Raw genomic sequence first — 21,612 nt, forward strand, 5'->3', positions numbered from 1 at the left:
AAAATGGTTGATATTGCATTAGTAATGGGTTCTGAATCTGACCGGTCTGTGGCAAACAGGGCAACCGGCGTTCTTGACAGCACAGATTATTCATATGATGTCCAGGTCATATCGGCTCATAGGAATCCTGACAAACTGGATGAGTATGTTGGACAGAGTGATGCAAAAGTGTTCATAGCCATAGCAGGTCTTTCTGCTGCGCTGCCCGGTGTTATAGCTTCAAAAACAAAAAAACCGGTAATAGGGGTTCCTGTAAGTGCAAAGATGATGGGTCTTGATGCACTGCTATCAACTGCCCAGATGCCTCCGGGTGTACCGGTTGCAAGTGTGGGTGTTGATAACGGGGCAAATGCAGCCTATCTTGCAATAAGAATACTGGATCTGATTCAGTAATCTATTTTATTTAACTGGAATATACACTGCTCGTCCCCATTTCCTATGGTTTCGAGCACATCAACTTCCATATCCTGTCCGTAAATATCCAGGATTCTTGAGAATATGCCCCTTGACAGGGTACAGAGTATGGGGTTTAGTTGTGCTTCTTCTTTTCCCCATGGGCAAACATTTCCATGTATTGTGAAAATAGTGTTTTCAGTTGCCAAAAGTTCTGACTTAAACTCAGCTCCAAGCTGGTTTATTATCTGACAACATACATCACCTATGCATTCATAGTTCATGTTCTCGTTTTCAGAATCTGCATTTTCCAGAATAGCTTCTACGACCATATCTATCATCTGGTGTATAACAATACTTTTTTGTTCGCTTGGTAATGTTTTTAACAATACCGGGATGATCTGTGTGAGTACAGACCTGATCTTATTTTGGAGATTGAGTTTATCCCTTTCTGCCAGAAGATCATAATGCATATTCTTCAATTTAAGTAATGAGTTTATACGTGTCAAAAGTTCCATCTTGTTGACTGGTTTCGTCAGGAATTCATCAGCTCCTGCATTTATACCAGCTATCCAGTCATCTCTTCCTGAAAGGGCTGTTACCATTATTACTGGTGTGAATTGGGTTTCAGGATTGCCTTTGAGGATTTCGCAGACCTGATATCCATTAAGTTCAGGCATCATGACATCAAGAAGTATCACATCGGGCTTTTCACTGTCTACAAGCTCAAGTGCTTCTTTCCCGTTAATGGCGGAGACGACTGTATATTTTTCCTCAAGATATGCTTTAAGCAATTCTATATTCATTATCTCATCATCAACGATGAGTATTTTTGGATCAGAGTTAGAGGATGTAATGGTAAAATCTCCTTAATGCCTTGTTTGATACGTTTTTGACCGGATGGTATGTAGTTATTAATTATTTAATTATATAATTAATTTTTTATTATATATACATGATGGCTTTGCTGTATATGTTCAAGGACTCTGGTGATTATTCAAAGTTATCACTACTCGTAATTTTAAAAGATGCAAAAAAAGTTATTGAACTCTAATATTTATTTCAGAGTTCTACTATTTTGGCTTTAGAACCTTTCAAGCTTATACCTGCTGATGTGATGTCAAATACAGTGATATCAAGGGATATCTTCGTACTGCGCATTTTAGGTATACTCAAAAAACGTTCATTTTTGCCAGTATATGGATTCTCTTTAACCATTAATTTGACAGAACCATAAGTCGAATAATCTGCTATCTTATGTGTCATTTCATAGGCCGCTTCGTCCATGATGTATAGCATAGTTGTTGCTTGCTTTGCAAGTAAGCGATTGATGGTGTCGAACTTGTCCCTGAATTCCTTAGCTCCAAGGCCAAAAGCAAGAACGCCTATATTATCGATAACAGCTACCTCAGTTCCTTCAGGAATAAGCCTTACAAGGTCAATGAGGTCAATTTCCTCGAGATTGAATCCTTCCTGGTCTGGTTTAATATACCTGTCCAGGCCTGTTTCTTCTATGATGTCGATTTCATTATCACTGTAATCGTCTACCAGATGTGCATCTCGGGCGATGGATCTGGTTCTGAACTCAATAACCGGTTTTATTTTAAGCAGCCCCTTCTCTATAAATGAATCAAGTCCAAGCCCTAACATTGCTGCTTGTTCCAGGAGATCCTCTGGTGTTTCTTCAGTTGCAATCATTATGCATTTCTTTCCGTCCATGCATGACTTATGTAGAAAATGTAATCCAAATATGGTTTTACCGGCACCCGGGACTCCGGTAATGAGTATTCCTTTTCCTTTAGGGTAACCACCACTGATCTTCTTATCAAGATTCGCTATTCCTGTGGGCATTCTTTCCATTTTTATCACGTTAGGCCTTAATTAGATTTATCTTTCATCGGTTTATATATAATTAAGGACAATATTATATAAATATATTCTTGTTTTTAGGTTCTATATCATTTCACTTACCGTGAAGCCCGTATGCTGTTTTATTTGTGGTGGATTTTGTCATTTCCTCTCAACCTTGCATGTTGCTTTAAACTTTTTTTCTTGGTCTCTGCTTACGAATAATATTTATAGATTCAGTCCAAAAAATAAGAGGGGGCTGGATTCCTCATTTCGATTCTTCAGGATGGGGTCTAATTGAGGGATTATTTTAATTCAAGTGGCACAATGCCGGATTTTATAATCAGATCGTAAGTTTGTGCTTTATCTATAACCGGGTGAACGGAACTAAAAGGGGAATTATCGTGAAAATTGATCTCAATTTAAAAATAGGGGGTGCAGCGGGTCAGGGGCTGCAAACCACAGGCATGGCTTTAGCCAAGGCATTGAAGAAAAGCGGATTCCATGTTTTTGCAACACAGTACTATCTTTCCCGAGTGCGTGGAGGGCATAATACTTTCCAGATACGTATCAGTGATTCTCCTGTTTTTGCAATGAATGAAAACGTGGATATTTTACTGGCTCTGGACAGTGCTTCTATCGAGCAGCATCTGTCTGAATTGAGCGATGGCGTTGTAGTCGTTGATTCTGATGAAATTGAAGTAAAACAAACTGCAGATTCTATTTTTCATGTTCCAATGCTGAAAATTGCCAAAGATGTCTGCGGTGATAAGATATATTCCAACTCAGTTTCCATGGGGGCAGTTATTGGTCTTTTATGCCTTGAACTGTCAGATCTGGAATCTATACTGAAAACAACCTTCAAAAAGAAAGGTGAGGAGATCATCCAAAAGAATATAGATGCAGCACGTGCAGGTTACAATTATGTGAAAGAGAATTATCCAGGGGGATGCAAATTCGAGATAAGTGATTCAGATGAAAAAGAGAACATGATGCTGGTCAGTGGAAATGAGGCTGTAGGTCTTGGTGCTCTTGCTGCTGGTGTGCAATTCCTCGCAGCATATCCTATGACCCCTTCAACCGGTGTTATGACCTATGTGGCTGCAAATGCCGATAAGTTCAATGTGGTTGTTGAGCAGGCAGAGGATGAGATTGCGGCACTGAACATGATCCTTGGTGCTTCCTTTGCAGGTGCGCGTTCAATGACAACAACTTCGGGTGGAGGTTTTTCCCTTATGGCTGAAGCTCTTGGGCTTGCCAGCATCACAGAAACACCTGCCGTTATTTTCCTCTGCCAGCGTCCGGGACCTGCCACAGGCCTGCCGACAATGACTGAGCAAGGGGATCTCCAGTTTGCTCTTTATGCTGCCCAGGGTGAGTTCCCAAGGTGTATACTTGCACCAGGCACGCCTGAGGAATGTTTCCATCTAACTGCAGAAGCCTTTAACATTGCAGATAAATACCAGATACCTGTCTTTGTCATGAGTGACCAGTACCTGGCAGATTCACTATTCACATGTCCGAGATTCGACACTTCAAAAGTAAAAGTTGAAAGGCATCTTCTATCAGATCAGGAATTAAGGACCAAGAAAGAAGAGTACAAGCGCTACAAGTTAACTCCGATGGGAATCTCTCCCAGGACCCTTCCCGGACAGGCAGGTGTACTTGTTGTTGCTGACAGCGATGAACATGATGAGTTTGGGCACATCAATGAAACTCCTGAAAATCGCATAAAGATGAATGACAAACGTATGAAGAAGCTGGAAGTGCTCAGGGAAGAAATGCCTGCAGCAAAAGTTTATGGAAACCGGGATGCTTCTGTTACACTGGTAGGTTGGGGTTCTACATATGGTCCTCTTGCAGAAGCTGTGGATATACTGAATGATGGTGGTAAATCTGTGAACCTTGTTCATTTTACTCATATACATCCGCTTCCTGTTGAAGCAACCCGGAAATTGCTATCAAAAGCCAAAAAGACAGTTTGTGTGGAGAACAATTCTACGGGGCAATTCTCGCGTCTTTTGAAAGTAGATGCCGCTATAAATGTCACAGAGCACGTGCTCAGGTATGATGGTAAACCCTTCAGTCCTGAATTCATAATTGCTGCTCTTAAGGAAAAAGAGGTGATCTGAATGGTCAGTATGGATGATTATGGTAAATTTGAAACTGCATGGTGTCCCGGATGTGGTAATTTTGGTATCCTTAAAGCTATTAAGCAGGCACTTGTGAATCTGGGACGCTCACCACATGAAGTGTTCATAGCATCAGGTATCGGTCAGTCAAGTAAGCTACCTCATTATCTAAAGTGTAATGCTTTTAACGGATTGCATGGTCGTTCATTGCCACCTGCCACAGGGGCCAAGATCGCCAACCATGAGCTAACCGTTCTTGCCGTAACCGGGGACGGGGATTGTTATGGTGAAGGGGGCAATCATTTCCTGCATACTGTCAGGAGGAATCCTGATATTACTATGATAGTACACGACAATCAGATATACGGTCTTACAAAAGGGCAGGCATCACCAACAAGTGAAATGGGTATGAAGACAAAAGTCCAGACCCATGGTGTGTTCAACATGCCTCTTAATCCGCTGTCAATGGCTATATCTCTGGATTGTTCCTTTGTAAGTCGCGGATATGCCGGTAATATTCCTCACCTGACCAAACTTATCGAAAAAGCCATACAACACAAAGGTCTCTCCCTTGTTGATGTGCTCCAGCCATGTGTTTCCTTCAATAAGCTGAATACTTTTAAATGGTACTCTGAAAGGGTATATGAAATGGAAGAAACGGGTTATGAGTTAAATGATCGTGTTAAGGCCTTTGAGAAATCATTGGAATGGGGCGACAGGATTCCTCTGGGTGTTTTCTATATGAATGAGAAACCAAGTTTCGAGAATCATCTTGATGTACTCATTCAGGGTCCACTCTATAAGAATGTCCCTAAGACAGAATTAGTGAATGAACTGATCGATGGTTTCGTCTGAGCATAGATTATAGTTTCATTGCTCTCTGGGTAATTTGATAGTGAATGTGCTGCCTTTTCCGGCTTCACTTTTCACTTCAATTGTCCCACTGTGGAGTTCAACTATATTTTTTACGATTGATAATCCCAGTCCTGTTCCCTGGTATTTTCTTGTCATCGATGAATCTACCTGGTAAAATGGGGTGAAAAGTTTATCCTGTTCTTCTTTGTTCATTCCTATGCCATTATCGATTACAGAGAGTTGCAACAGTTTGTCCTCAACTGTTAATGCAACTTCTACGTGGCCTTTTTCCGGAGTGAATTTCACAGCATTGCTCATGAGGTTATAGAATATCTGCTTGAATCTGGTCTTGTCAGCATATATTCTTGTATTCTTTGAAACCTGGAAGTCGATAGTTATGTGTTTTTTCCTTGCAAGGGGGCCGATTATGTTGTACACATTTCTCATGATGTCATTAACATCAAATTCCTCAAAGTGCAGCTCTATTTTCCCTGCTTCTACTTTTGAAAGGTCCAGAATGTCATTGATAAGTTCAAGTAGGTGTTTTCCACTTGTGGATACGTGGTTTGCAAATCTCTTCTGCTTTGTGTTCAGTTCACCAAAACTGTCTTCCTGCAACATTTGAGAATAGCCTATTATAGCGTTTAATGGCGTTCTTAATTCATGGCTCATTGTTGCAAGGAACTCACTCTTTGTACGATTTGCTTCTTCAGCTTCCATTTTAGACATGAGCATTGCTTTCTCTGCTCTTTTTCTTTCAGTTATATCTTCAACACTGAAGATGACTTTCGCATCATCATATAGGTCGATGTAAGCAGTTGAGGCCAGTACATTCAGTTCAAGTTGTGAACCATTGGGCAATTCAATTGTGGTGATTCCTTCTCTTTTATGAATGTTCTTTCGTGTTTTGAATGTCTCTATCATGGCAATATGGAAGATGCATCTGGTACATTCTTCTGTGGTTCCACACCCATTCCCTTTTGATGCATTAACACAGGAGAATATCTCGCCTGATTTCTTACCAATGGATGCTTCTTTCTTAGTTTTTGATATTTCCATACATTCCTGGTTTATGTCCTCAACAATTCCATTCCTGTTCACAAGTACCATGGGTATGGGGGCAAGCTCAAAAATAGTATCAAGTAGCTGTGCCTGTTTTTCAAGTTCAAGCTCATTTTTTTTGCGCTGATCAATATTGCGGCTGATCCCCAGGAAGAATTTAAAGTTACCTTCACCGTCAAGGACCGGATTGATATGCATCTCTACCCAGACGGTAGAACCATCTTTACATGGCTGTTCTAGTTCTATGGTGCGTGGGATATCTGGAATAAATCCTTTTTTGAATGTACTGAAGAAAGCATTCCATAGTTTCATCAAGTCCTTGTATGATTTGGGTGTAAATCTTTCTTCAATAGGTAAACTCCTCAATTCTTCAGGAGTAAATCCTCTTAAGTTTTCAACTGAAGGGCTGACATAAAGAGTATTACCACTTGAATCAAGCATCCATATTACATCATTTGCATTCTCAGCTATCAGGCGGAACATCTCTTCGCTTTCTTTTAAGGCATTTTCCGCCTCTTTTCTTTCAGTAATGTCTGAGCAAACGCCAATTGTTCGAACTACTTCCTTTGTAACATCGCCAAATATGGGTATTATCTGCTCTTTCCAATACGTTATTTCACCATTTTTTGCCAGCATGCGATACTCAGCATGAAGCACATCGCCCGTTTTACGGTAGTTATCTATTATTTCCCTAATATTTTGCAGATCATCCGGATGCACTCTCTCAAACCAGGCCTCGAGGGTTTGCGGAACGTCCTCCGAGCCATAGCCAAGAACGTCATGAATGTCTCCATACCATTCCAGATGGTCATTTTTTATGTCCCATTCATAGATCAGGTCGTTTGTACATTCCGCTGCAATCCTGAAACGCTCTTCTGCTTTTTTGCGGTCATTGATATCGCGGATAACTCCGGTGAACAATCTAAATTTCCGATCATCATCTAAAACAGGGTTTACGGTCAGCTCTGTCCATAATGTTGAGCCGTCCTTGCATAAGATCTCCATTTCAATTGCCGGAGCTTTGATAGGTAGGCCTTTTTGAAGTTTAGCACAGAAAGTGCCCATAAGGCTATTAATATACTCAAAAGACTGCTTTGTTACCAGTTCTTTCATATTCTTTTTTAGCGTTTCCTCCTGTGTAAAGCCTGTAATCTTTTTTACAGAAGGGCTGACATAAAAGAATTTACCTGAGATGTCCATTGTAAAGATAATATCATGCACACTTTCGGCGATCATATGAAAAGTGTCATCTCTTTTATTCAGGTTGTTTGCAGCCTCTTTGATTTTATATTTGAGTTCATTTCGTGTATAAGGCTCCTTGATGTACAATGCCTTATCTGACATGGCAATTATGTCAAAAAAACATTCATCTGGCTCGGATATGATAAACAAAATAGGTGAATCACTTTCAGAGGATATTCTCATTGCGTATTCCACAATGTCTCTGGCAGTGTCTTTTTCAATTTTACAAATAAATATGGATCTTTCAAAGGGACACATGTCTGTATGGTTACCATAGTCTAAGTGGTGTACAGATATCTTATTACAGATGCCCTGAAGATCGTTTTTCAGCTTAAACGAATCGTTTTTGGTGTGGTTGAGGAGGACTGATCTTGTCATGTAGTTCCTCTAAATAAGGTGGATGTAACAATGTTCAACAAATGAACACGTGATTTAATTATATTATTCTCCGTATTTAAGCGTATCATTAATCTATGGATTAATCACTTTTTGGGATTGATAGCAAAGTAATTTTCAGATACTATTAAGCCTTTTTGCCTTAATGACAACCAGTTCTTCAAAAGAGCATTTATCCCTGGCAATAGTCTGTGGACTAAAACCATATTGTTCCATTTCCTGCATAACTTCTTTAATGCCTGTAAGGGATGAAACTAATAATAGGATCATTCCATCAGGTTTTAGGTAGTTACGTACTTGTTCCATGAATGGTTTGATGTCCTTGCGACCGTTGATACCTCCGTCAAAGGCATAATTCAGCCACCCTGGAACTTTTTCATCATCGGATGTTGGAAGATATGGGGGATTGAATATCACAACGTCAAATTGATTTCTGGCTTTAAGCCCTGTGAACATATCCGTCCTGATAACATCGATACCATTGGATTTTGCACAGCTTGCAGCTAAAGGGCTTATTTCTGTTCCCACAAGCCTGATATTCCGGTTGGCTTTCAGAACTGCAGATACAAAACCTGTGCCTGTGCCAATTTCCAGGACATTCATATCATCATTGATTAACTCAAGGGCGGTATCTGCAAGTAAATAGGAATCTTCGGCAGGCTCATATACCTGGTCAGCTAGCCTGATCATTGCATTTCGATGTTTGATTGTAACCATATTCAAAAAAGAATTATTTTTGTTTGTGCCTGAACATCGTGTTGGCAAGTTGTGCGAATTGTTCAGGTTCAAGATTTTCAGGTCTCAGGTTAAGCAGTTCTTCCGGCAATTCATTTATGAATTCATTCATATCTTCGATGCCAAGTAGTTGTTTGTTCCTGAGTATGGAGTTTCTCATCTTCTTACGTCTCTGCCCAAAAACCGCAGTAACGAAATCAAGGAAGTATTTCTCATCCAGTACTTCAAAGTCAGCTGGTCTGGGTATAATTTCAACTACTGCAGAGAGGACTTCTGGTGGCGGGGAGAACGCTCCTTTTGGAATTTTCATAATCATTGAAGTGTCTGCGAAATAGTGTGCATTCACAGAAAGGCGGCTGTAGTCCTTTGAATTAGCATGTGCTACCAGTCTCTGTGCAAACTCGTACTGGTACATGAGTATGCCGAGTTTGAAATTGTATCTGAACAACTTGAATGTTATCTCGGATGATATGGAATAGGGAAGATTTGAAACGACCTTGTCAAAAGGTGGAAAATCAACTTCGAGTACGTCTCCATGGATAATGGTGAGTTTATCTGAATCTCCAAAACGGTCTTTCAGGACATCAACCAGTTCAGGGTCTCTTTCAATGGCAATTACATGAGCTGCTTTATCCATGAGCCTTTCTGTCAGGTTGCCAATTCCTGCTCCTATCTCAAGTATGATCTCGTCAGGTTTGATATCAGCAGCCTCGACAATCTTGTCAAGGATTCGCTTGTCAATTAAAAAATGCTGGTCATGGTATCCGCCGCGGATACCATATTTCCTAAGTATGTCATAAACCAAAAAATGAACCCCTTTTATTAATTGCGTGTACGACGTGGGGGTATTGTGAAGAGTCTGTACTTGATATTGTCGTCCTTTAGTTCATCTATGATCCTGTTGACGATAGTCTTCTCCGGGGAGTGTACTCCTCCGACTCTTTCGTGAAGCTCTTCAAGGGTTTTGAAAGGTCCTTTTTTCCTTTCGTCTATAATGGCCCACATGAGTTTTTTCCCAATACCCGGGAGTAATTCAAGCATGTGCAACCTGTTTGTGATCGGATGAGCATCATTAAAGAATTTGACAAATTTATCTTCATTATGCTTTACAGTCTTTTCAAGAATGTAAGGCAGCTCAAGTTGGGCACCATGGCTTAGGTCCTGGTATGGTATGCGGTGCTTTACATGGTCTATGAGATCCCTGTCACCATCTCCTATGTATACCCGGGACTGGATGTCCGGTACTTTCCCTTCTTTAGGTACAAGTTCCATTAATACGAAATGGATCTCTCCGACAGCCTGTACAAGAGGTTTCTTTTGATATGAAGGACGTTTATCATCAGAACTTCCGTATGGAAGATAATCTAGAATCCATGCATATTCTTCTTTCTCAGGTGGCTTTCCCCTTGTTGTCATATAATTTCCTCCTGTGGCATACCTGCTGCTATTGGTGCAACTTCTTTCAAAATTAAAAAAGGGATGTATCGAATATAAATCTAATCCATTGCTTCTTCCACAAGGTCTAGTATTTGATCGAGTTCTTCATCCAGGAGTGTGAATCTCTCTTTTGCATAAAGTGATCTAAGCTCATCTCTTGTCTGTGGCATTATGTCTGCCAGTCTGATGGCTATCTCGGGCTTCATTTTTTCAAGCTCAAGAAGTTTGTTAACCAGATTCCTTGCTTTTTCAGGAGTTGTCTTTGAGAACGTTTCTGCATGATTGATAGCTTTACGCAGTTCATATCCAAGTTCTTCCTCGTCTTTGAGACGTTCTTCCATTATCTCGTGCAACAAACCCTTTACTTCAGCCAGGGTTAACAATTCTTCACTCAGAACTTCTTTTACTATCATTGGTATACACTCTATGCATTATTTGGGGTTTAGGTCATCTTCCGATGACAATAAGATATATTTATATCGTTAAATACGCGCAATAAAGATATATCTAACGATAAAAAAAGGTACTTCAGGTTATTGAACCTGAAATTCCTGCGCACTTAGTATTTCTGTGGTTTCAGGTGCTGTGGGAGGGATATGAGCTCTTTTGTAGCATTTCCGTCCCTTATCTGTAAGAGATAAGCGCGGCCACGCTGACCAATAACCTTTCCGGTCTTACCCTGGAATCTTGCGTGTGGCATTCCTTTCTGTATGCTTGGGTCAATGTCGATGTGGACCATCTGTCCGGTGTCGAACTCCTGAATTGCCTTGCTGATTGGTGAGAGACCTCTTTCTCTTGTGGTTTTCTTTAACTTATACCTTGTACCGTGTTTTTCGCCGTGTGATGTTGCCATGATTATTTTCCTCCATTGATTAAATGATTAGCTTAATTTATAATTATTCAAATGTGATGTCTTATGCATTAAATATCGACTTTAACGACATTAAGTTCAGCTACTGTTGCCTGTATTCCTAACTTTTCCGTCAGGCTTGGTACAGTTCTTCCCTCGTCTCCGGACGTAAGTTCCTTGACATACAGGCCACCATCACAGTGTACTTCAATGATGGCATACTCATCTGTTTTCTCTATGAGCTGCATGTTATGAACATATCGTTTTCGGACAAGATCCGCTCTTCTGTGGGATACTCGCTGTGGAGTCCTTTGATGTATTTGTACTCCAACAAGGGAGCCTATAGCATCTGCAAGATTATCCGTGGAAACAGGCTCTTTGAATGTAACTTTAAGGTTATAAACTTTATCCGCCTTTGCAGACTTTATATTTTCAACTACACTCTTTTCTACTATCTTAAGTCCTTCTACCTCTACTTTGCCACCTGCGAACTCATTTATCTTGTTTTCCAGTTCCCATACATCTATACTTCGAATAACAGGATTCAGTGCCTCTACAACAAAAGGTCTTCCAGTTCCAAGCATAAGGGCATCGATATCTTCACGTCCGGCTCCATGGAACTTTGTATCTGTTCCTTTTGTTGCCTTAATAACTTCTTCAGAGATAAGCTCGTCTACAGACTCTGGATATTGTTTCCCTGTATTGTCGCATTGTTCACAACCTCTGCCGCCACAGCTTCTGCATGGCCATCTTGTCTGCGGGATTCCTCTTACGAGTTTCCTGTATCTACCCTGTATATAGAGTGACTTTACCTGAATGCTAGTAGATTCCTCTGCAATATCCAGAGTCACAACAACGTCAGGCCTTTCGAACTCAACTTCCTTTCCGGTGCGTGCAGCTATGAGTTTACCGACCTCACGGTTCATTTCAGTTTTGAACTGCTCTGCCTGTGTGATCCCGCATTCACTCCATAATATCTCTTCATTCTCGCCTATCAGGCCACTTACCTTTGTGCCCACAAGGAATGTGGAGTATTCTCTTTCTCCGATGCTTTCGACCGCTCTGTCAGCCCATTGATCAAGTTCATCAAAAATACCCATGCATACCCAGCACTTCTCATCTTCGCCATGAATCTTCAGAGTCTTTCTTGCATAGTTGCTGCTCTTTGCCAGTTCTTCGAGTAATGACTCGTCAGCTGCCTCTTTGAACAAAGCGTCTCCTTCCATTGCAAGGCTTAATTTGATGGCCTGTCCTCTTTGTACATTGGTGAGGCCTGTGGATAATTTGGCGAATTGCCTTCCCATGCAATGGTCGCAAATGGGTCCTTCGTTGATTATCTTCTTAGCGGTTTCAAGTATGGTCATTGGATCACTTTTATGTATGTAATTCTTTATTATAGGGCTTTATAAGGATGATTGGCAACAGATGGATACTATATAATATAACCTTTTTTGGTTATGCTTCTTTCCTGTCCAGTTCATTATGAATTATAATCATACAGTGGTCTGAATGGAGTGAAATAGGGCCTATATTAAGCGTCTGCTTTGCCACTCTGGCAATTATCTCTTCTTCCTCTTCGGTAACTCCCATATGGTCGCCGAGGACAAATACTGCATCTGTATTAAGGTCCGTATATTCTCTGATGTCTTTTCCATCTTCTTTCAGGTAATATATATCCCTGCCAGCATCCTTGAATTCCGCAAGCAGTTCTTCAAGTCCTGCACGACGTATCCATACGCCAGGCGTGGATTGTGTTTCATATTTAATAGCATCTCTTTCAAGTGCCTTCTTTATGAGGGAACCACTGCTTCTCTCATCGGGGTTGAGGTACTTCAACTTCTCTCCGTTGAACCTTATTATCTTTCCAGGGTCCGGATCTCCCAGTAGTACAAGATGGACATTAATATCGCGTCTCATCCCGTGTGAAAGGAAAAGTGCGGAATTGACGCACCTGCAAAGAATATCCATTCTTCCGGCGGAACCGGGCAGGTCGTTAAGTGAAAAGTCCCCTGTAGTTAATGCTTTATGTCCAATAATCACAAAATCTTTCATTTATTTACCTCTGTTTTATTTCTCATCCTTGAGTAATATTTTTGCAAGAGCAGCTGCAATCTGCCGGTAGTTCATATCATCGTCTGCAATACTTGTGATAAAGTCATCATATTTGTCCAGGTGTCCTCTCCTGATCTGCATCCTGATATCATCGGCGATACGATTCTCTTTAATTCTCTCTATGTCTCTATGGCTGGGAAGTTCTCTTTTAATGATTTCCGTATTGGTGATATTCATTATGTCCTTCAGTTTCCCTAATTCTTTGCCTGATACAAATGAATATGCAAGTCCCGGTCGGCCTGCTCTTGCGGTTCTTCCTATCCTGTGGACGTAGGTCTCAAGTCCCTGGGGCAGGTCGTAGTTAAAAACGACTTCTATATTATCAACATCTATTCCTCTGGCAGCTACGTCAGTTGCTATCAGGATCCCAATATCCTCGTTCTTGAACCTGTCCATCCGCTGTTCTCTTTTCTTTTGTTTGATGTCTCCATGAAGTGCCTCGGCAGGATGTCCTCTTGAACCCAGTTTTATGACTAATTTGTCAACATCCTTTTTTGAATTGCAAAATACGAGTGCGGATTTGATATTCTCGGCTTCTATAAGTCTTTTCAAAGCCTCTGGTTTAGCATTATCCTTTATTTCAAAGTAATATTGCTTTACCTGTGGAACTGTAAGTTCTTCTTTAATTACTTTAATGTGGATAGGGTCTTTCTGGTATTGCTCTGTCAATCTTAATATGGGTCCGGGCATCGTTGCTGAAAAGAGCAATGTCTGCCTGCCGGATGGGGTGCTATCAAGTATTTTTTCGATATCTTCCCTGAAGCCCATATTCAGCATCTCATCAGCTTCGTCAAGTATCACAATACTAATATCATCAGTATGCATCGTTTGTCTTTCGAGATGATCTATCAATCGTCCCGGTGTCCCTACTATGATCTGGGCTCCTGTTTTTAGTGCACTGATCTGGGAATCGACTGACAGTCCTCCGTATATGGATATCACATTGAGTTGCGGGATGTATTTTACAAGTTTGCTGAGTTCTTCAGATACCTGGTTTGCCAGTTCTCTGGTGGGGCACACTACCAATGCCTGGGTCTTTTTATTAGTAGGGTCCAGAAGTTCCATCAGGGGTATTCCAAATGCTGCTGTTTTTCCTGTACCGGTCTGTGCCTGCCCGATGATGTCTTTTCCGTCCTGGATAAGGGGGATGCATTTTTCCTGGATCTCTGTTAGTTCCCTGAATCCCATTTCCTTAATGCTTTTCCTTATCTCCTTTGAAAGATAAAGTCCACTGAATGTTTCTGTTTCCATTTTATTTCCACTCTTGAGAAAACCCGATGTTAGTGATTATCGTAAATTAAAAAAGTGTAATGTGTTGGCATTAACTTTTTAGTTTAGTTTAGTTTAGTTTTCCGGGCCGCATATTTTTCAGCTATCTTTGCAGCCTTCTGTGTGACTTCTGTGGCGCTGTGGCCTATTATTCTGATCATTGCTTCCTTTCCAATGCCGCCCTTGTCAGAGATTATGTCTGGCACGCTTCCATACTTTTTAATAGCATCTTCTGTCCCCCAATCCATAGTGTGTGTATTTTCAGGTTCTTCATCTCTGGAAAATGAAGAGATGCTGAAGTCAAGTTCCTGGCATATGTCTATGAGCTGTTCGGAATATCTTATATTTACAGCAGCTCTGGATATGGGGTCATATTTCATTGATGCCAGTATTATGCGGGCAACATGGCTGCTCGCACCAAATTCAATGTCGCCAACAACATGTACAGTTCCTTTAAGTTTCACGATCCTGCCTGTAACGGCAGCTATATCTTCTGTTGACTCTGCAGCTGGCAATGCCATTGCTATGTTGCATCCGACTTCGGGGATAAGTCCTGCAAATTCTTTGCATCCTGTGAGTATCCTCACTCCTTCTTTCATGTTCTGCAAGACTGTATATCTTTCAGAGTTTTGCAGGATACTGGCTAGCTGGTTAACAGGCCCTACTCCTTTTCCAACTGGCACACTTCCTTTGATGGCTTCCACCACGAAGTCCTTTGCTACCTTTGCAGCTTCATCAATTTTGTATCCCTGCGCAAGGGATGATGCCAGTGCGGCAGAATATGTGCATCCTGATCCGTGTGTTCCACCCTTCACGAAAGTTCCGGGTATTATTGTGTAAGTGTCTTTTTCGGAATCATATATTATGTCCGATGCATCGAGGTGGCCGCCGGTAACAATTACTATTTTGACACCTGTCTGGCTGATTACTTTTGCAGCTTCCTTTGCTTCCTCTACATTAGTTATCTGCATTCCGGAAAGGATATTTGCTTCATTTATGTTTGGTGTCACGACTTCGCTTACGGGTAGAAGTTCTTCCTTTAAGGTTGATACGGCATCTTTTCGGAGCAGATCTCCTCCGGCCTCTGCTGCCATAACGGGATCGACAACCAGTTTAAGATCATGTTTTTTTACCATCTTTGCAACGGTTGATATTATATCTGAAGATGATAGCATGCCTGACTTGGCATATCTTATATCCATGTCATCACAAACGGCATCTATCTGGTTCTGTATTACTTCACAAGGGATGTCATATGCACTCAGAACTCCGGTTGTGTTCTGTGCGGTCACTGATGTGATGGCACATGCAGGGTGCAGTCCTATGGAAGCTATTGTTTTTACATCTGCTTCTATTCCTGCTCCTCCACCTGAGTCAGAACCTGCAATTGTAAGTATTACTGGTATTTTGCTCATCTTAATCCTCTTTGTATCGTTATTGCCGTGTGACGCAGCTCTTAAATGTCTTGTTAGTTATATATTAGTTGGTTAGCCGAACCTATATATCTTTGCGATATGGCCAGTTTGTTTGTGTAAAAGCTGTCATCTGCGATAGTTTTATATACTGAATCTGCGACATTGGAGCATCGCAACATGTATAAGTAAATAAACAAATTTACAATTTAATACGCGTATAATTATTCGAATTTATTTAACTGAGGGCGACTAAAATGGGAAACAGACCTCTTGATATATTGAACGATGCTTTGAACACACCTGTAATTGTGAGACTTAAAGGCGCAAGAGAATTTCGTGGTAAACTCCAGGGTTACGATGTTCACATGAACCTCGTACTGGATGATGCGGAAGAGCTTAAGGAAGGAGAGATTGTGAGAAAACTGGGTAGTGTTGTTATCAGAGGTGACAACGTAGTATATGTTTCTCCTTGAAACAAACGTAATCTATAAGAACTACTAGCCGTATCAAGGGTAAACTCTAAGCCATCCATATACTGGCTACAACTAATACAAATTAATTTCAACTCAAAGGTGATTATAAATGTCAAAAGGTACTCCCTCAATGGGTAAAAGGCAAAAGCGCACGCATGTGAAATGCAGGCGCTGTGGTAGTGTTTCACTTAACATTCATACAAAAGAATGTACTTCATGCGGCTTTGGAAAAACCTCACGCATGAGAAGCTACAAATGGCAAGCAAAGTGCAAATACTGAGTCTTTTTAGACTAGGACTATAAATGCGCGAAGAATGCGGTGTTGTGGGGATCATCCAGTTCAATCCGGAACTGCATCCAGTCCCTTCCGCACTTCGTATCTACTATGCGTTATACGCTCTTCAGCATCGTGGCCAGGAATCGGCTGGTATCACTGTTCATGACGGCAAACATCCGGGAACTATTAAAGGTATGGGCCTTGTGCCTGAGGTCTTTAACAAGGATGATCTTGTAGGTCTCAAAGGTGATGTTGGTATTGGTCATGTGCGCTATTCTACTTCTGGTGATTCACGCATAGAAAACTGTCAGCCATTTATCGTTAATTACAAAAGTGGCAGTGTGTCACTTGCGCACAATGGTAATCTGGTTAATAGTCATGACTTGCGCACACAGCTTGAAGCGGAAGGGCATATTTTCGTTGCAAGTTCTGATACTGAAGTAATTGCTCATCTTTTGGTAAAGGAACTTCTCAAACATGATGTTGTTGAGGCTGTACGTAATGTAATGAAGCAGCTCAATGGTTCTTATTCTCTGGCCATCATGATAGATGACCTTCTCATGGCTGTAAGGGATCCACTTGGGTTCAAACCGCTCTGTATAGGTACTATTGATTCTGGGTTTGTTGTTGCTTCTGAGAGTGTGGCTATTGATACGCTCAACGGGAAACTCTTAAGGGATGTTAAACCTGGTGAACTTGTAATCTTCCGAAATGGCGATGTCGAATCACACCAGTTATTTGATGAAAAATACTCTGCTCATTGTGTCTTTGAGTATGTTTATTTTGCACGCCCTGACTCTATAATTGACGGACAACTTGTGTACAAGGTTCGTGAAAGGATTGGAGAAAGGCTGGCTCGTGAACATCCGGTTGAAGCTGACATGGTTTCTCCTGTGCCTGATTCAGGTATCACATCTGCGATTGGCTTTTCCAAGGAATCAAAGATCGATTATGAAGAGAGTCTCATGAAGAATCGTTATATCGGTCGTACTTTCATTCTTCCTGGTCAGGCAATGCGCGAAACTGCTGTACGTCTTAAGATGAATACCATTGGTGAGAACATCAAAGGTAAAAAAGTTATTCTTGTTGATGACAGCATCGTAAGAGGTACTACTTCCCGTCGAATTATAGATATGGTTCGCAATGCCGGTGCTAGTGAGGTGCATGCACGTATAGGAAGTCCTCCTATAGTTGCACCATGTTATCTTGGTATTGATATGGCTTCAAGAGATGAGCTGATAGCAGCCCATAAAACCATACCTGGGGTTGAAGCTGTGATCAATGCGGATTCATTGGGTTATCTGAGTATAGATGGTCTGGTGGAATCAATTGGTATTAACAGGGATGAACTGTGTCTGGGATGTCTTACATCTGCTTACCCTGTGGAGATTCCTGGTGAAAATATCTGCCAGAGAAGACAATTGAAACTACATGAATTCTAGTTTCAACATTTCCTTTTTTTGTGATGGTGTCTTTGTCAATAAATTAAACACGCACACAAAGTGTGTGGCTTTATATAGTGGCAGGTTATGACTTATATTTAGCAAACTTTGGAATGCTAATATTCATGCAAGGATGTACCACCCCTTGCTGGATATGGTTTTTTTTTCATTATTCTACTTATAGTTGGGATATTAATTTTATTTTTGCTATCATTCACACGTAGTGTCCTCTAATGTGCTTGCAATATTGGGACCAAAATATTAACAAATAACAAAAGACAACTTCTTCATCATTTTGTTTCTAATCAGAATCAGGAAAATAGGTATATGGGGCCGGGATCGAGAATCGAACTCGAATCGTAGCCTCCACAGGGCTACAGGATAACCGCTACCCTACCCCGGCTCGAAGTAGGTGCTTTCCTTGAAAGCACCCTATAGATGTCCGTTTCTTAGATAAATCTTTTCATCAAAAAGTATTTTCGAACTGTGGATATGGCCTGTTTTATTTATATCCTGTCTTATTTTTTCAACTTCTCTATGGCAATTTCGGCAGCCTTTTTGCCGGATAGCATCATTCCACCAAAGACCGGTCCCATTCTTGGGGCACCTGCAACGGCATTAGCTGCCATTCCAGTGACTATGAGCCCTGGGTATACCTCTCTTGTAGTTTCCATTAACATACGCTCTCCTACATCAGCCCACATTGGTTTTTCCCCAACAACGCCCAGTTCTCCAAGTTCTGCGCCTGGTACCTTGCGCTGGACAGTACTGCAGACGCCTGCATCATGTCCTGTTCCGTCAATAACAACCTTTGCACGCACTGCAAGAGGGTCTACATGAAGGCGTGCCATGGAAACCGGTCCCCAGTTGATGACAAGGCCACAAACTGCGTCATCCTCACGAATCATTACGTCTTCTACGTCAATAAGATTGAATATCTCCACACCTGCTTCGGTTGCACCGCATATCAGCTTTGCAACAGATTCTATGGAGCTTGCAACATAGTATCCTTTTTCGTATTCGTGGTAGTTAATTCCGAATTCATCAAGGATATGTTTTGCCTCTTCCTGGACCACTATTCTGGGGAACATCATCCCTCCTCCCCACATTCCCCCTCCTATTGAGAGTTTTTTCTCAAAAAGAACAGTTTTTAAACCTGCCTCTCCAAGATATTTGGCAGCAACCAGATTTGCAGGTCCTCCGCCTACGAGTGCTACGTCCACATCAATATAATCAAGGAAAACCTTTGAAAATTCATCAACTATGGCTCTTGTAATAACGATCTCATCTAGTTCCATTTTATTTCCTCATCAGAATTAATATCAAATTATCAATTGGCTCTGATAGGTCTATCTTTATTAAAGTTAATGGGGCAAAAGGACGATGCACGCTATTTTAATCAGTTTTTGATTTCAGAATCATTTTGGCATTTTTTCAGCCGGACCCAGAATATACTGCCCTTTCCTGCAGGATTATCTTCAACGCCCACTGTTCCACCAAGAAGTTCAGCTATTTTTTTGACAATGGCAAGTCCAAGTCCACTGCCTTTCACACCTGTTTTGTTTACTCTTTTGAAACGGTCAAATACAAGCGGCTTTGCCTCATCTGATATTCCTTCTCCAAAATCAGTCACGGTTACTTTCCACTGATAGTTGGAGTCGATGACATCTACGAAAATTCTTGTATTTTCCGGGCTGTACTTTATGGCATTCGATATATAATTAGAAAATATCTCTTCGACAATAGGATTAAGCATGGCGAAACAACTGTCGCTTACTTTCAATTCAATTTCCATATTCTTTTCCAGAAGGTGCTGGTCGAATTGCTCTATCACACTTATCAGGATGGTTTTTATGTCCATTCTGGCAACATTCAGCTCATCAATGGATTCCAATTTAGCAAATTGGGCAGCTGTCTCTATCATTTCAATAAGCTTGTTATTGTTCTTTTGTATATTCGCGACATATTTTGCTTTTGTGGGATCATCTTCCATCTCATAAAGCAATTCTAAATATCCTTTTATGTTCCCTGCAGGATTGAGTATATCATGGCGCATTATATCTGTGAACAGGTCCTTTAGCTCATTTGAACGGAGAAGCTCTTCTTCGACTCTCTTTCTCTCGTCAAGATCCATTGTAGTTCCTGTGAACCTGAAAGGTTCATTGTTTTTGTCCCACTCTGTCAACTTCCCTCTGGCAAGTATCCACTGCCACTTTCCTTTGCTATTCCTCACCCTGAATTCAGACTCTAAGAAAGGTGTTTTTCCTTGCAGGTGCTTATTGATATTTTCCTGTACTATTTTAAGGTCGTCCGGGTAGGTTAGCTTTCTCCAGCTTTCAATGTTACCTTCGATGTCTGCCAGGTCATATCCCATCATTTCGGCCCAACGTTCATCGTACATGACTTCATTTGTCTTGAGGTTCCAGTCCCATGTTCCAAGATTTGCACCTTCAAGTGCCAGTTGCATAACTTCTTTTGTCTTTGCAAGTATGCTTTCAATATCTCTGCGTTTTGTGATGTCACGTACAATTGCAAGGGCATAATTATACTGGTTAAGGGTGGAAAAAGTGACGTTTATTTCAGCATGTAATATGCTTCCGTCTTTTCTTGTCAGTATTTTATTTGGTTCAAGATAACTGTTTCCAAAAAGGTTCCGAAGGTCATTCTCCCAGAAATTATCATTGAAAAGTGAGTGGATATCGTGTTTTTCCATACTGAGGATCTCATCTCTGGTGTACCCAAGTTCCTGGCATGCAGTTTCATTTACATCTATGATGATGTTCTTTTCCATATCAATAACAAAGATGAAGTCATTAGATCTGTTTATCAGATTCTTGAAAAGGGCTATGTCTTTGAGGAATGACCTATGATTCAATGCCATGCTTATAAGTTCTGAAACCACTTTCAGCGTCTGGGAGTATTCCTGGAAACAGGCATCAGCCATGTTATCATTTTCGATGCTGATGAAACCTATTGATTCACCATTTGATTCCACCGGTATTATCAAGAGGGACTGTAATCCTCCTGAAAATATGCTATTCCTTTCTCTGTCTGCATTTTCGCGAAGTTTAGTGTCTTTTGAGATAAAGATTATTTCTTTTTTCTTCAGTTTCTCTTTTATCCATGGAAAGTTTGAAAAGCCTGCATTTTCAAAGATGCTTTTCTGATTCTGATGTTTGTTCCATTGGTGTGATATGTAGGGGTTACTGTTATTTTTATACAGGAATAGGGTACTTTTTTCAGAATCACAGAGCGTGGCCGTTTTCTGTAAAGCTTCATGTATGGTGCCGTCAATGTCTTTTGGAGTGATGAACATCGATATGAGTGAAGATATCATTACCTCTATCTTTGCGTTGCGTTTTACAAGGTATTCAAGTTCTTCACGTTTTGTGTCCAGTTCAGTAATCTTTGTTTCCAGCTCTATGTTCTTTTTTTCAATATGGCTACTGGCATAGATTATGGCTATGAATGTGAATCCTATCAAAACCGAACTGATTACTATGGAACTTGTATCCTTTGAAATTATGAATGGTGCAAGTAATACGAATCCTAATATACAAACAATCAAAAGAAATACGGTATTTGCAACACCTGTTATTTTCATATTCTTTATCGTATGTTCACTTTTCATCCTACTAAATATATTGTTTTAATTAGTATATTTATGATTCGTT

General features: G+C 40.8%; 20 protein-coding genes and 1 tRNA gene. 6 read left to right on the top strand and 15 right to left on the bottom strand.

Going from position 1 to position 21,612, the window contains the following annotated elements:
• Positions 1-3: 3 nt before the first annotated feature.
• Positions 4-393, top strand: a complete 390-nt coding sequence (locus RE476_RS01340; protein WP_309308460.1) for a 5-(carboxyamino)imidazole ribonucleotide mutase — start codon at positions 4-6, stop codon at positions 391-393.
• Here RE476_RS01340 and RE476_RS01345 read toward each other — a convergent pair.
• Positions 387-1,250 carry a methanogen output domain 1-containing protein gene (locus RE476_RS01345; RefSeq protein WP_309309541.1) on the bottom strand — a complete coding sequence of 288 codons (864 nt, stop codon included), beginning with the start codon at positions 1,248-1,250 and terminating at the stop codon, positions 387-389. The two genes, RE476_RS01340 and RE476_RS01345, sit on opposite strands and share 7 nt — an antisense overlap.
• Before the next feature lie 205 nt (positions 1,251-1,455).
• Positions 1,456-2,253, bottom strand: a complete 798-nt coding sequence (locus tag RE476_RS01350; protein ID WP_309308461.1) for an ATPase domain-containing protein — start codon at positions 2,251-2,253, stop codon at positions 1,456-1,458.
• A gap of 392 nt (positions 2,254-2,645) precedes the next feature.
• Here RE476_RS01350 and RE476_RS01355 point away from each other — a divergent pair, with 392 nt between their 5' ends.
• Positions 2,646-4,373 carry a 2-oxoacid:acceptor oxidoreductase subunit alpha gene (locus RE476_RS01355; protein WP_309308462.1) on the top strand — a complete coding sequence of 576 codons (1,728 nt, stop codon included), beginning with the start codon at positions 2,646-2,648 and terminating at the stop codon, positions 4,371-4,373.
• Complete coding sequence (locus tag RE476_RS01360; protein ID WP_309308463.1) at positions 4,374-5,228, top strand: 2-oxoacid:ferredoxin oxidoreductase subunit beta; 855 nt, start codon at positions 4,374-4,376, stop codon at positions 5,226-5,228. It abuts the gene before it with no gap.
• 15 nt (positions 5,229-5,243) lie between these two features.
• On the opposite strand, the gene RE476_RS01365 is transcribed toward RE476_RS01360, so the two are convergent.
• The 10 genes from RE476_RS01365 to thiD all read right to left on the bottom strand — a co-directional run bounded on the left by RE476_RS01365 (position 5,244) and on the right by thiD (position 15,746).
• Positions 5,244-7,910, bottom strand: coding sequence for a PAS domain S-box protein (locus RE476_RS01365; RefSeq protein ID WP_309308464.1), 2,667 nt, complete (start codon positions 7,908-7,910; stop codon positions 5,244-5,246).
• Between the two features lie 135 nt (positions 7,911-8,045).
• Positions 8,046-8,645 carry a HemK2/MTQ2 family protein methyltransferase gene (locus RE476_RS01370; RefSeq protein WP_309308465.1) on the bottom strand — a complete coding sequence of 200 codons (600 nt, stop codon included), beginning with the start codon at positions 8,643-8,645 and terminating at the stop codon, positions 8,046-8,048.
• A 13-nt stretch (positions 8,646-8,658) separates the two neighbouring features.
• Positions 8,659-9,468, bottom strand: a complete 810-nt coding sequence (gene rsmA, locus RE476_RS01375) for a 16S rRNA (adenine(1518)-N(6)/adenine(1519)-N(6))-dimethyltransferase RsmA (protein WP_309308466.1) — start codon at positions 9,466-9,468, stop codon at positions 8,659-8,661.
• Positions 9,469-9,485: 17 nt separating this feature from the next.
• Entirely contained in the window at positions 9,486-10,079 is a 594-nt protein-coding gene (locus RE476_RS01380) for a DUF655 domain-containing protein (protein ID WP_309308468.1), read from the bottom strand.
• Positions 10,080-10,159: 80 nt separating this feature from the next.
• Positions 10,160-10,513, bottom strand: a complete 354-nt coding sequence (locus RE476_RS01385) for an RNA polymerase Rpb4 family protein (protein ID WP_309308470.1) — start codon at positions 10,511-10,513, stop codon at positions 10,160-10,162.
• 146 nt (positions 10,514-10,659) lie between these two features.
• Positions 10,660-10,953: a 50S ribosomal protein L21e gene (locus RE476_RS01390; protein WP_309308472.1), complete on the bottom strand. Its 294-nt coding sequence runs from the start codon at positions 10,951-10,953 to the stop codon at positions 10,660-10,662.
• 68 nt (positions 10,954-11,021) lie between these two features.
• Entirely contained in the window at positions 11,022-12,314 is a 1,293-nt protein-coding gene (locus RE476_RS01395; RefSeq protein ID WP_309308473.1) for a tRNA pseudouridine(54/55) synthase Pus10, read from the bottom strand.
• Between the two features lie 91 nt (positions 12,315-12,405).
• Positions 12,406-13,002 (bottom strand): tRNA (pseudouridine(54)-N(1))-methyltransferase TrmY, encoded by a 597-nt coding sequence (trmY, locus tag RE476_RS01400; RefSeq protein ID WP_309308475.1) that lies wholly within the window; start codon positions 13,000-13,002, stop codon positions 12,406-12,408.
• 15 nt (positions 13,003-13,017) lie between these two features.
• Positions 13,018-14,313, bottom strand: a complete 1,296-nt coding sequence (locus tag RE476_RS01405; protein ID WP_309308477.1) for a DEAD/DEAH box helicase — start codon at positions 14,311-14,313, stop codon at positions 13,018-13,020.
• 83 nt (positions 14,314-14,396) lie between these two features.
• Entirely contained in the window at positions 14,397-15,746 is a 1,350-nt protein-coding gene (thiD, locus tag RE476_RS01410) for a bifunctional hydroxymethylpyrimidine kinase/phosphomethylpyrimidine kinase (RefSeq protein ID WP_309308479.1), read from the bottom strand.
• Between the two features lie 254 nt (positions 15,747-16,000).
• Between thiD and RE476_RS01415 the strand changes: the two genes are divergently transcribed.
• From RE476_RS01415 to purF, 3 genes are all read left to right on the top strand, one after another.
• A complete protein-coding gene (locus RE476_RS01415; protein ID WP_023844185.1) occupies positions 16,001-16,219 on the top strand; it encodes an LSm family protein in 219 nt (72 codons plus the stop codon).
• Positions 16,220-16,328: 109 nt separating this feature from the next.
• Positions 16,329-16,499, top strand: coding sequence for a 50S ribosomal protein L37e (locus RE476_RS01420; protein WP_309308486.1), 171 nt, complete (start codon positions 16,329-16,331; stop codon positions 16,497-16,499).
• Between the two features lie 23 nt (positions 16,500-16,522).
• Positions 16,523-17,938, top strand: a complete 1,416-nt coding sequence (purF, locus tag RE476_RS01425) for an amidophosphoribosyltransferase (RefSeq protein WP_309308488.1) — start codon at positions 16,523-16,525, stop codon at positions 17,936-17,938.
• A gap of 328 nt (positions 17,939-18,266) precedes the next feature.
• Here the strand turns inward: purF and RE476_RS01430 are convergent.
• The 3 genes from RE476_RS01430 to RE476_RS01440 form a co-directional block, all read right to left on the bottom strand.
• Positions 18,267-18,341: transfer RNA gene (locus tag RE476_RS01430), tRNA-His, on the bottom strand.
• A 115-nt stretch (positions 18,342-18,456) separates the two neighbouring features.
• Positions 18,457-19,236 (bottom strand): sulfide-dependent adenosine diphosphate thiazole synthase, encoded by a 780-nt coding sequence (locus RE476_RS01435; RefSeq protein ID WP_309308490.1) that lies wholly within the window; start codon positions 19,234-19,236, stop codon positions 18,457-18,459.
• Positions 19,237-19,337: 101 nt separating this feature from the next.
• Positions 19,338-21,569, bottom strand: a complete 2,232-nt coding sequence (locus RE476_RS01440; protein ID WP_309308492.1) for a sensor histidine kinase — start codon at positions 21,567-21,569, stop codon at positions 19,338-19,340.
• Positions 21,570-21,612 lie beyond the last annotated feature (43 nt).

Source organism: Methanolobus mangrovi, from assembly GCF_031312535.1.
In the GTDB taxonomy this organism is placed as follows: domain Archaea; phylum Halobacteriota; class Methanosarcinia; order Methanosarcinales; family Methanosarcinaceae; genus Methanolobus; species Methanolobus mangrovi.

What these genes read in the sequence shown, in the direction of transcription:
- RE476_RS01340 (WP_309308460.1), top strand. Translation starts at nt 4, where the DNA reads ATGGTTGATATTGCATTAGTAATGGGTTCTGAATCTGACCGGTCTGTG.
- RE476_RS01350 (WP_309308461.1), bottom strand. Translation starts at nt 2,253, where the DNA reads ATGGAAAGAATGCCCACAGGAATAGCGAATCTTGATAAGAAGATCAGT.
- RE476_RS01360 (WP_309308463.1), top strand. Translation starts at nt 4,374, where the DNA reads ATGGTCAGTATGGATGATTATGGTAAATTTGAAACTGCATGGTGTCCC.
- RE476_RS01365 (WP_309308464.1), bottom strand. Translation starts at nt 7,910, where the DNA reads ATGACAAGATCAGTCCTCCTCAACCACACCAAAAACGATTCGTTTAAG.
- RE476_RS01370 (WP_309308465.1), bottom strand. Translation starts at nt 8,645, where the DNA reads ATGGTTACAATCAAACATCGAAATGCAATGATCAGGCTAGCTGACCAG.
- RE476_RS01380 (WP_309308468.1), bottom strand. Translation starts at nt 10,079, where the DNA reads ATGACAACAAGGGGAAAGCCACCTGAGAAAGAAGAATATGCATGGATT.
- RE476_RS01385 (WP_309308470.1), bottom strand. Translation starts at nt 10,513, where the DNA reads ATGATAGTAAAAGAAGTTCTGAGTGAAGAATTGTTAACCCTGGCTGAA.
- RE476_RS01390 (WP_309308472.1), bottom strand. Translation starts at nt 10,953, where the DNA reads ATGGCAACATCACACGGCGAAAAACACGGTACAAGGTATAAGTTAAAG.
- RE476_RS01395 (WP_309308473.1), bottom strand. Translation starts at nt 12,314, where the DNA reads ATGACCATACTTGAAACCGCTAAGAAGATAATCAACGAAGGACCCATT.
- trmY (WP_309308475.1), bottom strand. Translation starts at nt 13,002, where the DNA reads ATGAAAGATTTTGTGATTATTGGACATAAAGCATTAACTACAGGGGAC.
- RE476_RS01405 (WP_309308477.1), bottom strand. Translation starts at nt 14,313, where the DNA reads ATGGAAACAGAAACATTCAGTGGACTTTATCTTTCAAAGGAGATAAGG.
- thiD (WP_309308479.1), bottom strand. Translation starts at nt 15,746, where the DNA reads ATGAGCAAAATACCAGTAATACTTACAATTGCAGGTTCTGACTCAGGT.
- RE476_RS01415 (WP_023844185.1), top strand. Translation starts at nt 16,001, where the DNA reads ATGGGAAACAGACCTCTTGATATATTGAACGATGCTTTGAACACACCT.
- RE476_RS01420 (WP_309308486.1), top strand. Translation starts at nt 16,329, where the DNA reads ATGTCAAAAGGTACTCCCTCAATGGGTAAAAGGCAAAAGCGCACGCAT.
- purF (WP_309308488.1), top strand. Translation starts at nt 16,523, where the DNA reads ATGCGCGAAGAATGCGGTGTTGTGGGGATCATCCAGTTCAATCCGGAA.
- RE476_RS01435 (WP_309308490.1), bottom strand. Translation starts at nt 19,236, where the DNA reads ATGGAACTAGATGAGATCGTTATTACAAGAGCCATAGTTGATGAATTT.
- RE476_RS01440 (WP_309308492.1), bottom strand. Translation starts at nt 21,569, where the DNA reads ATGAAAAGTGAACATACGATAAAGAATATGAAAATAACAGGTGTTGCA.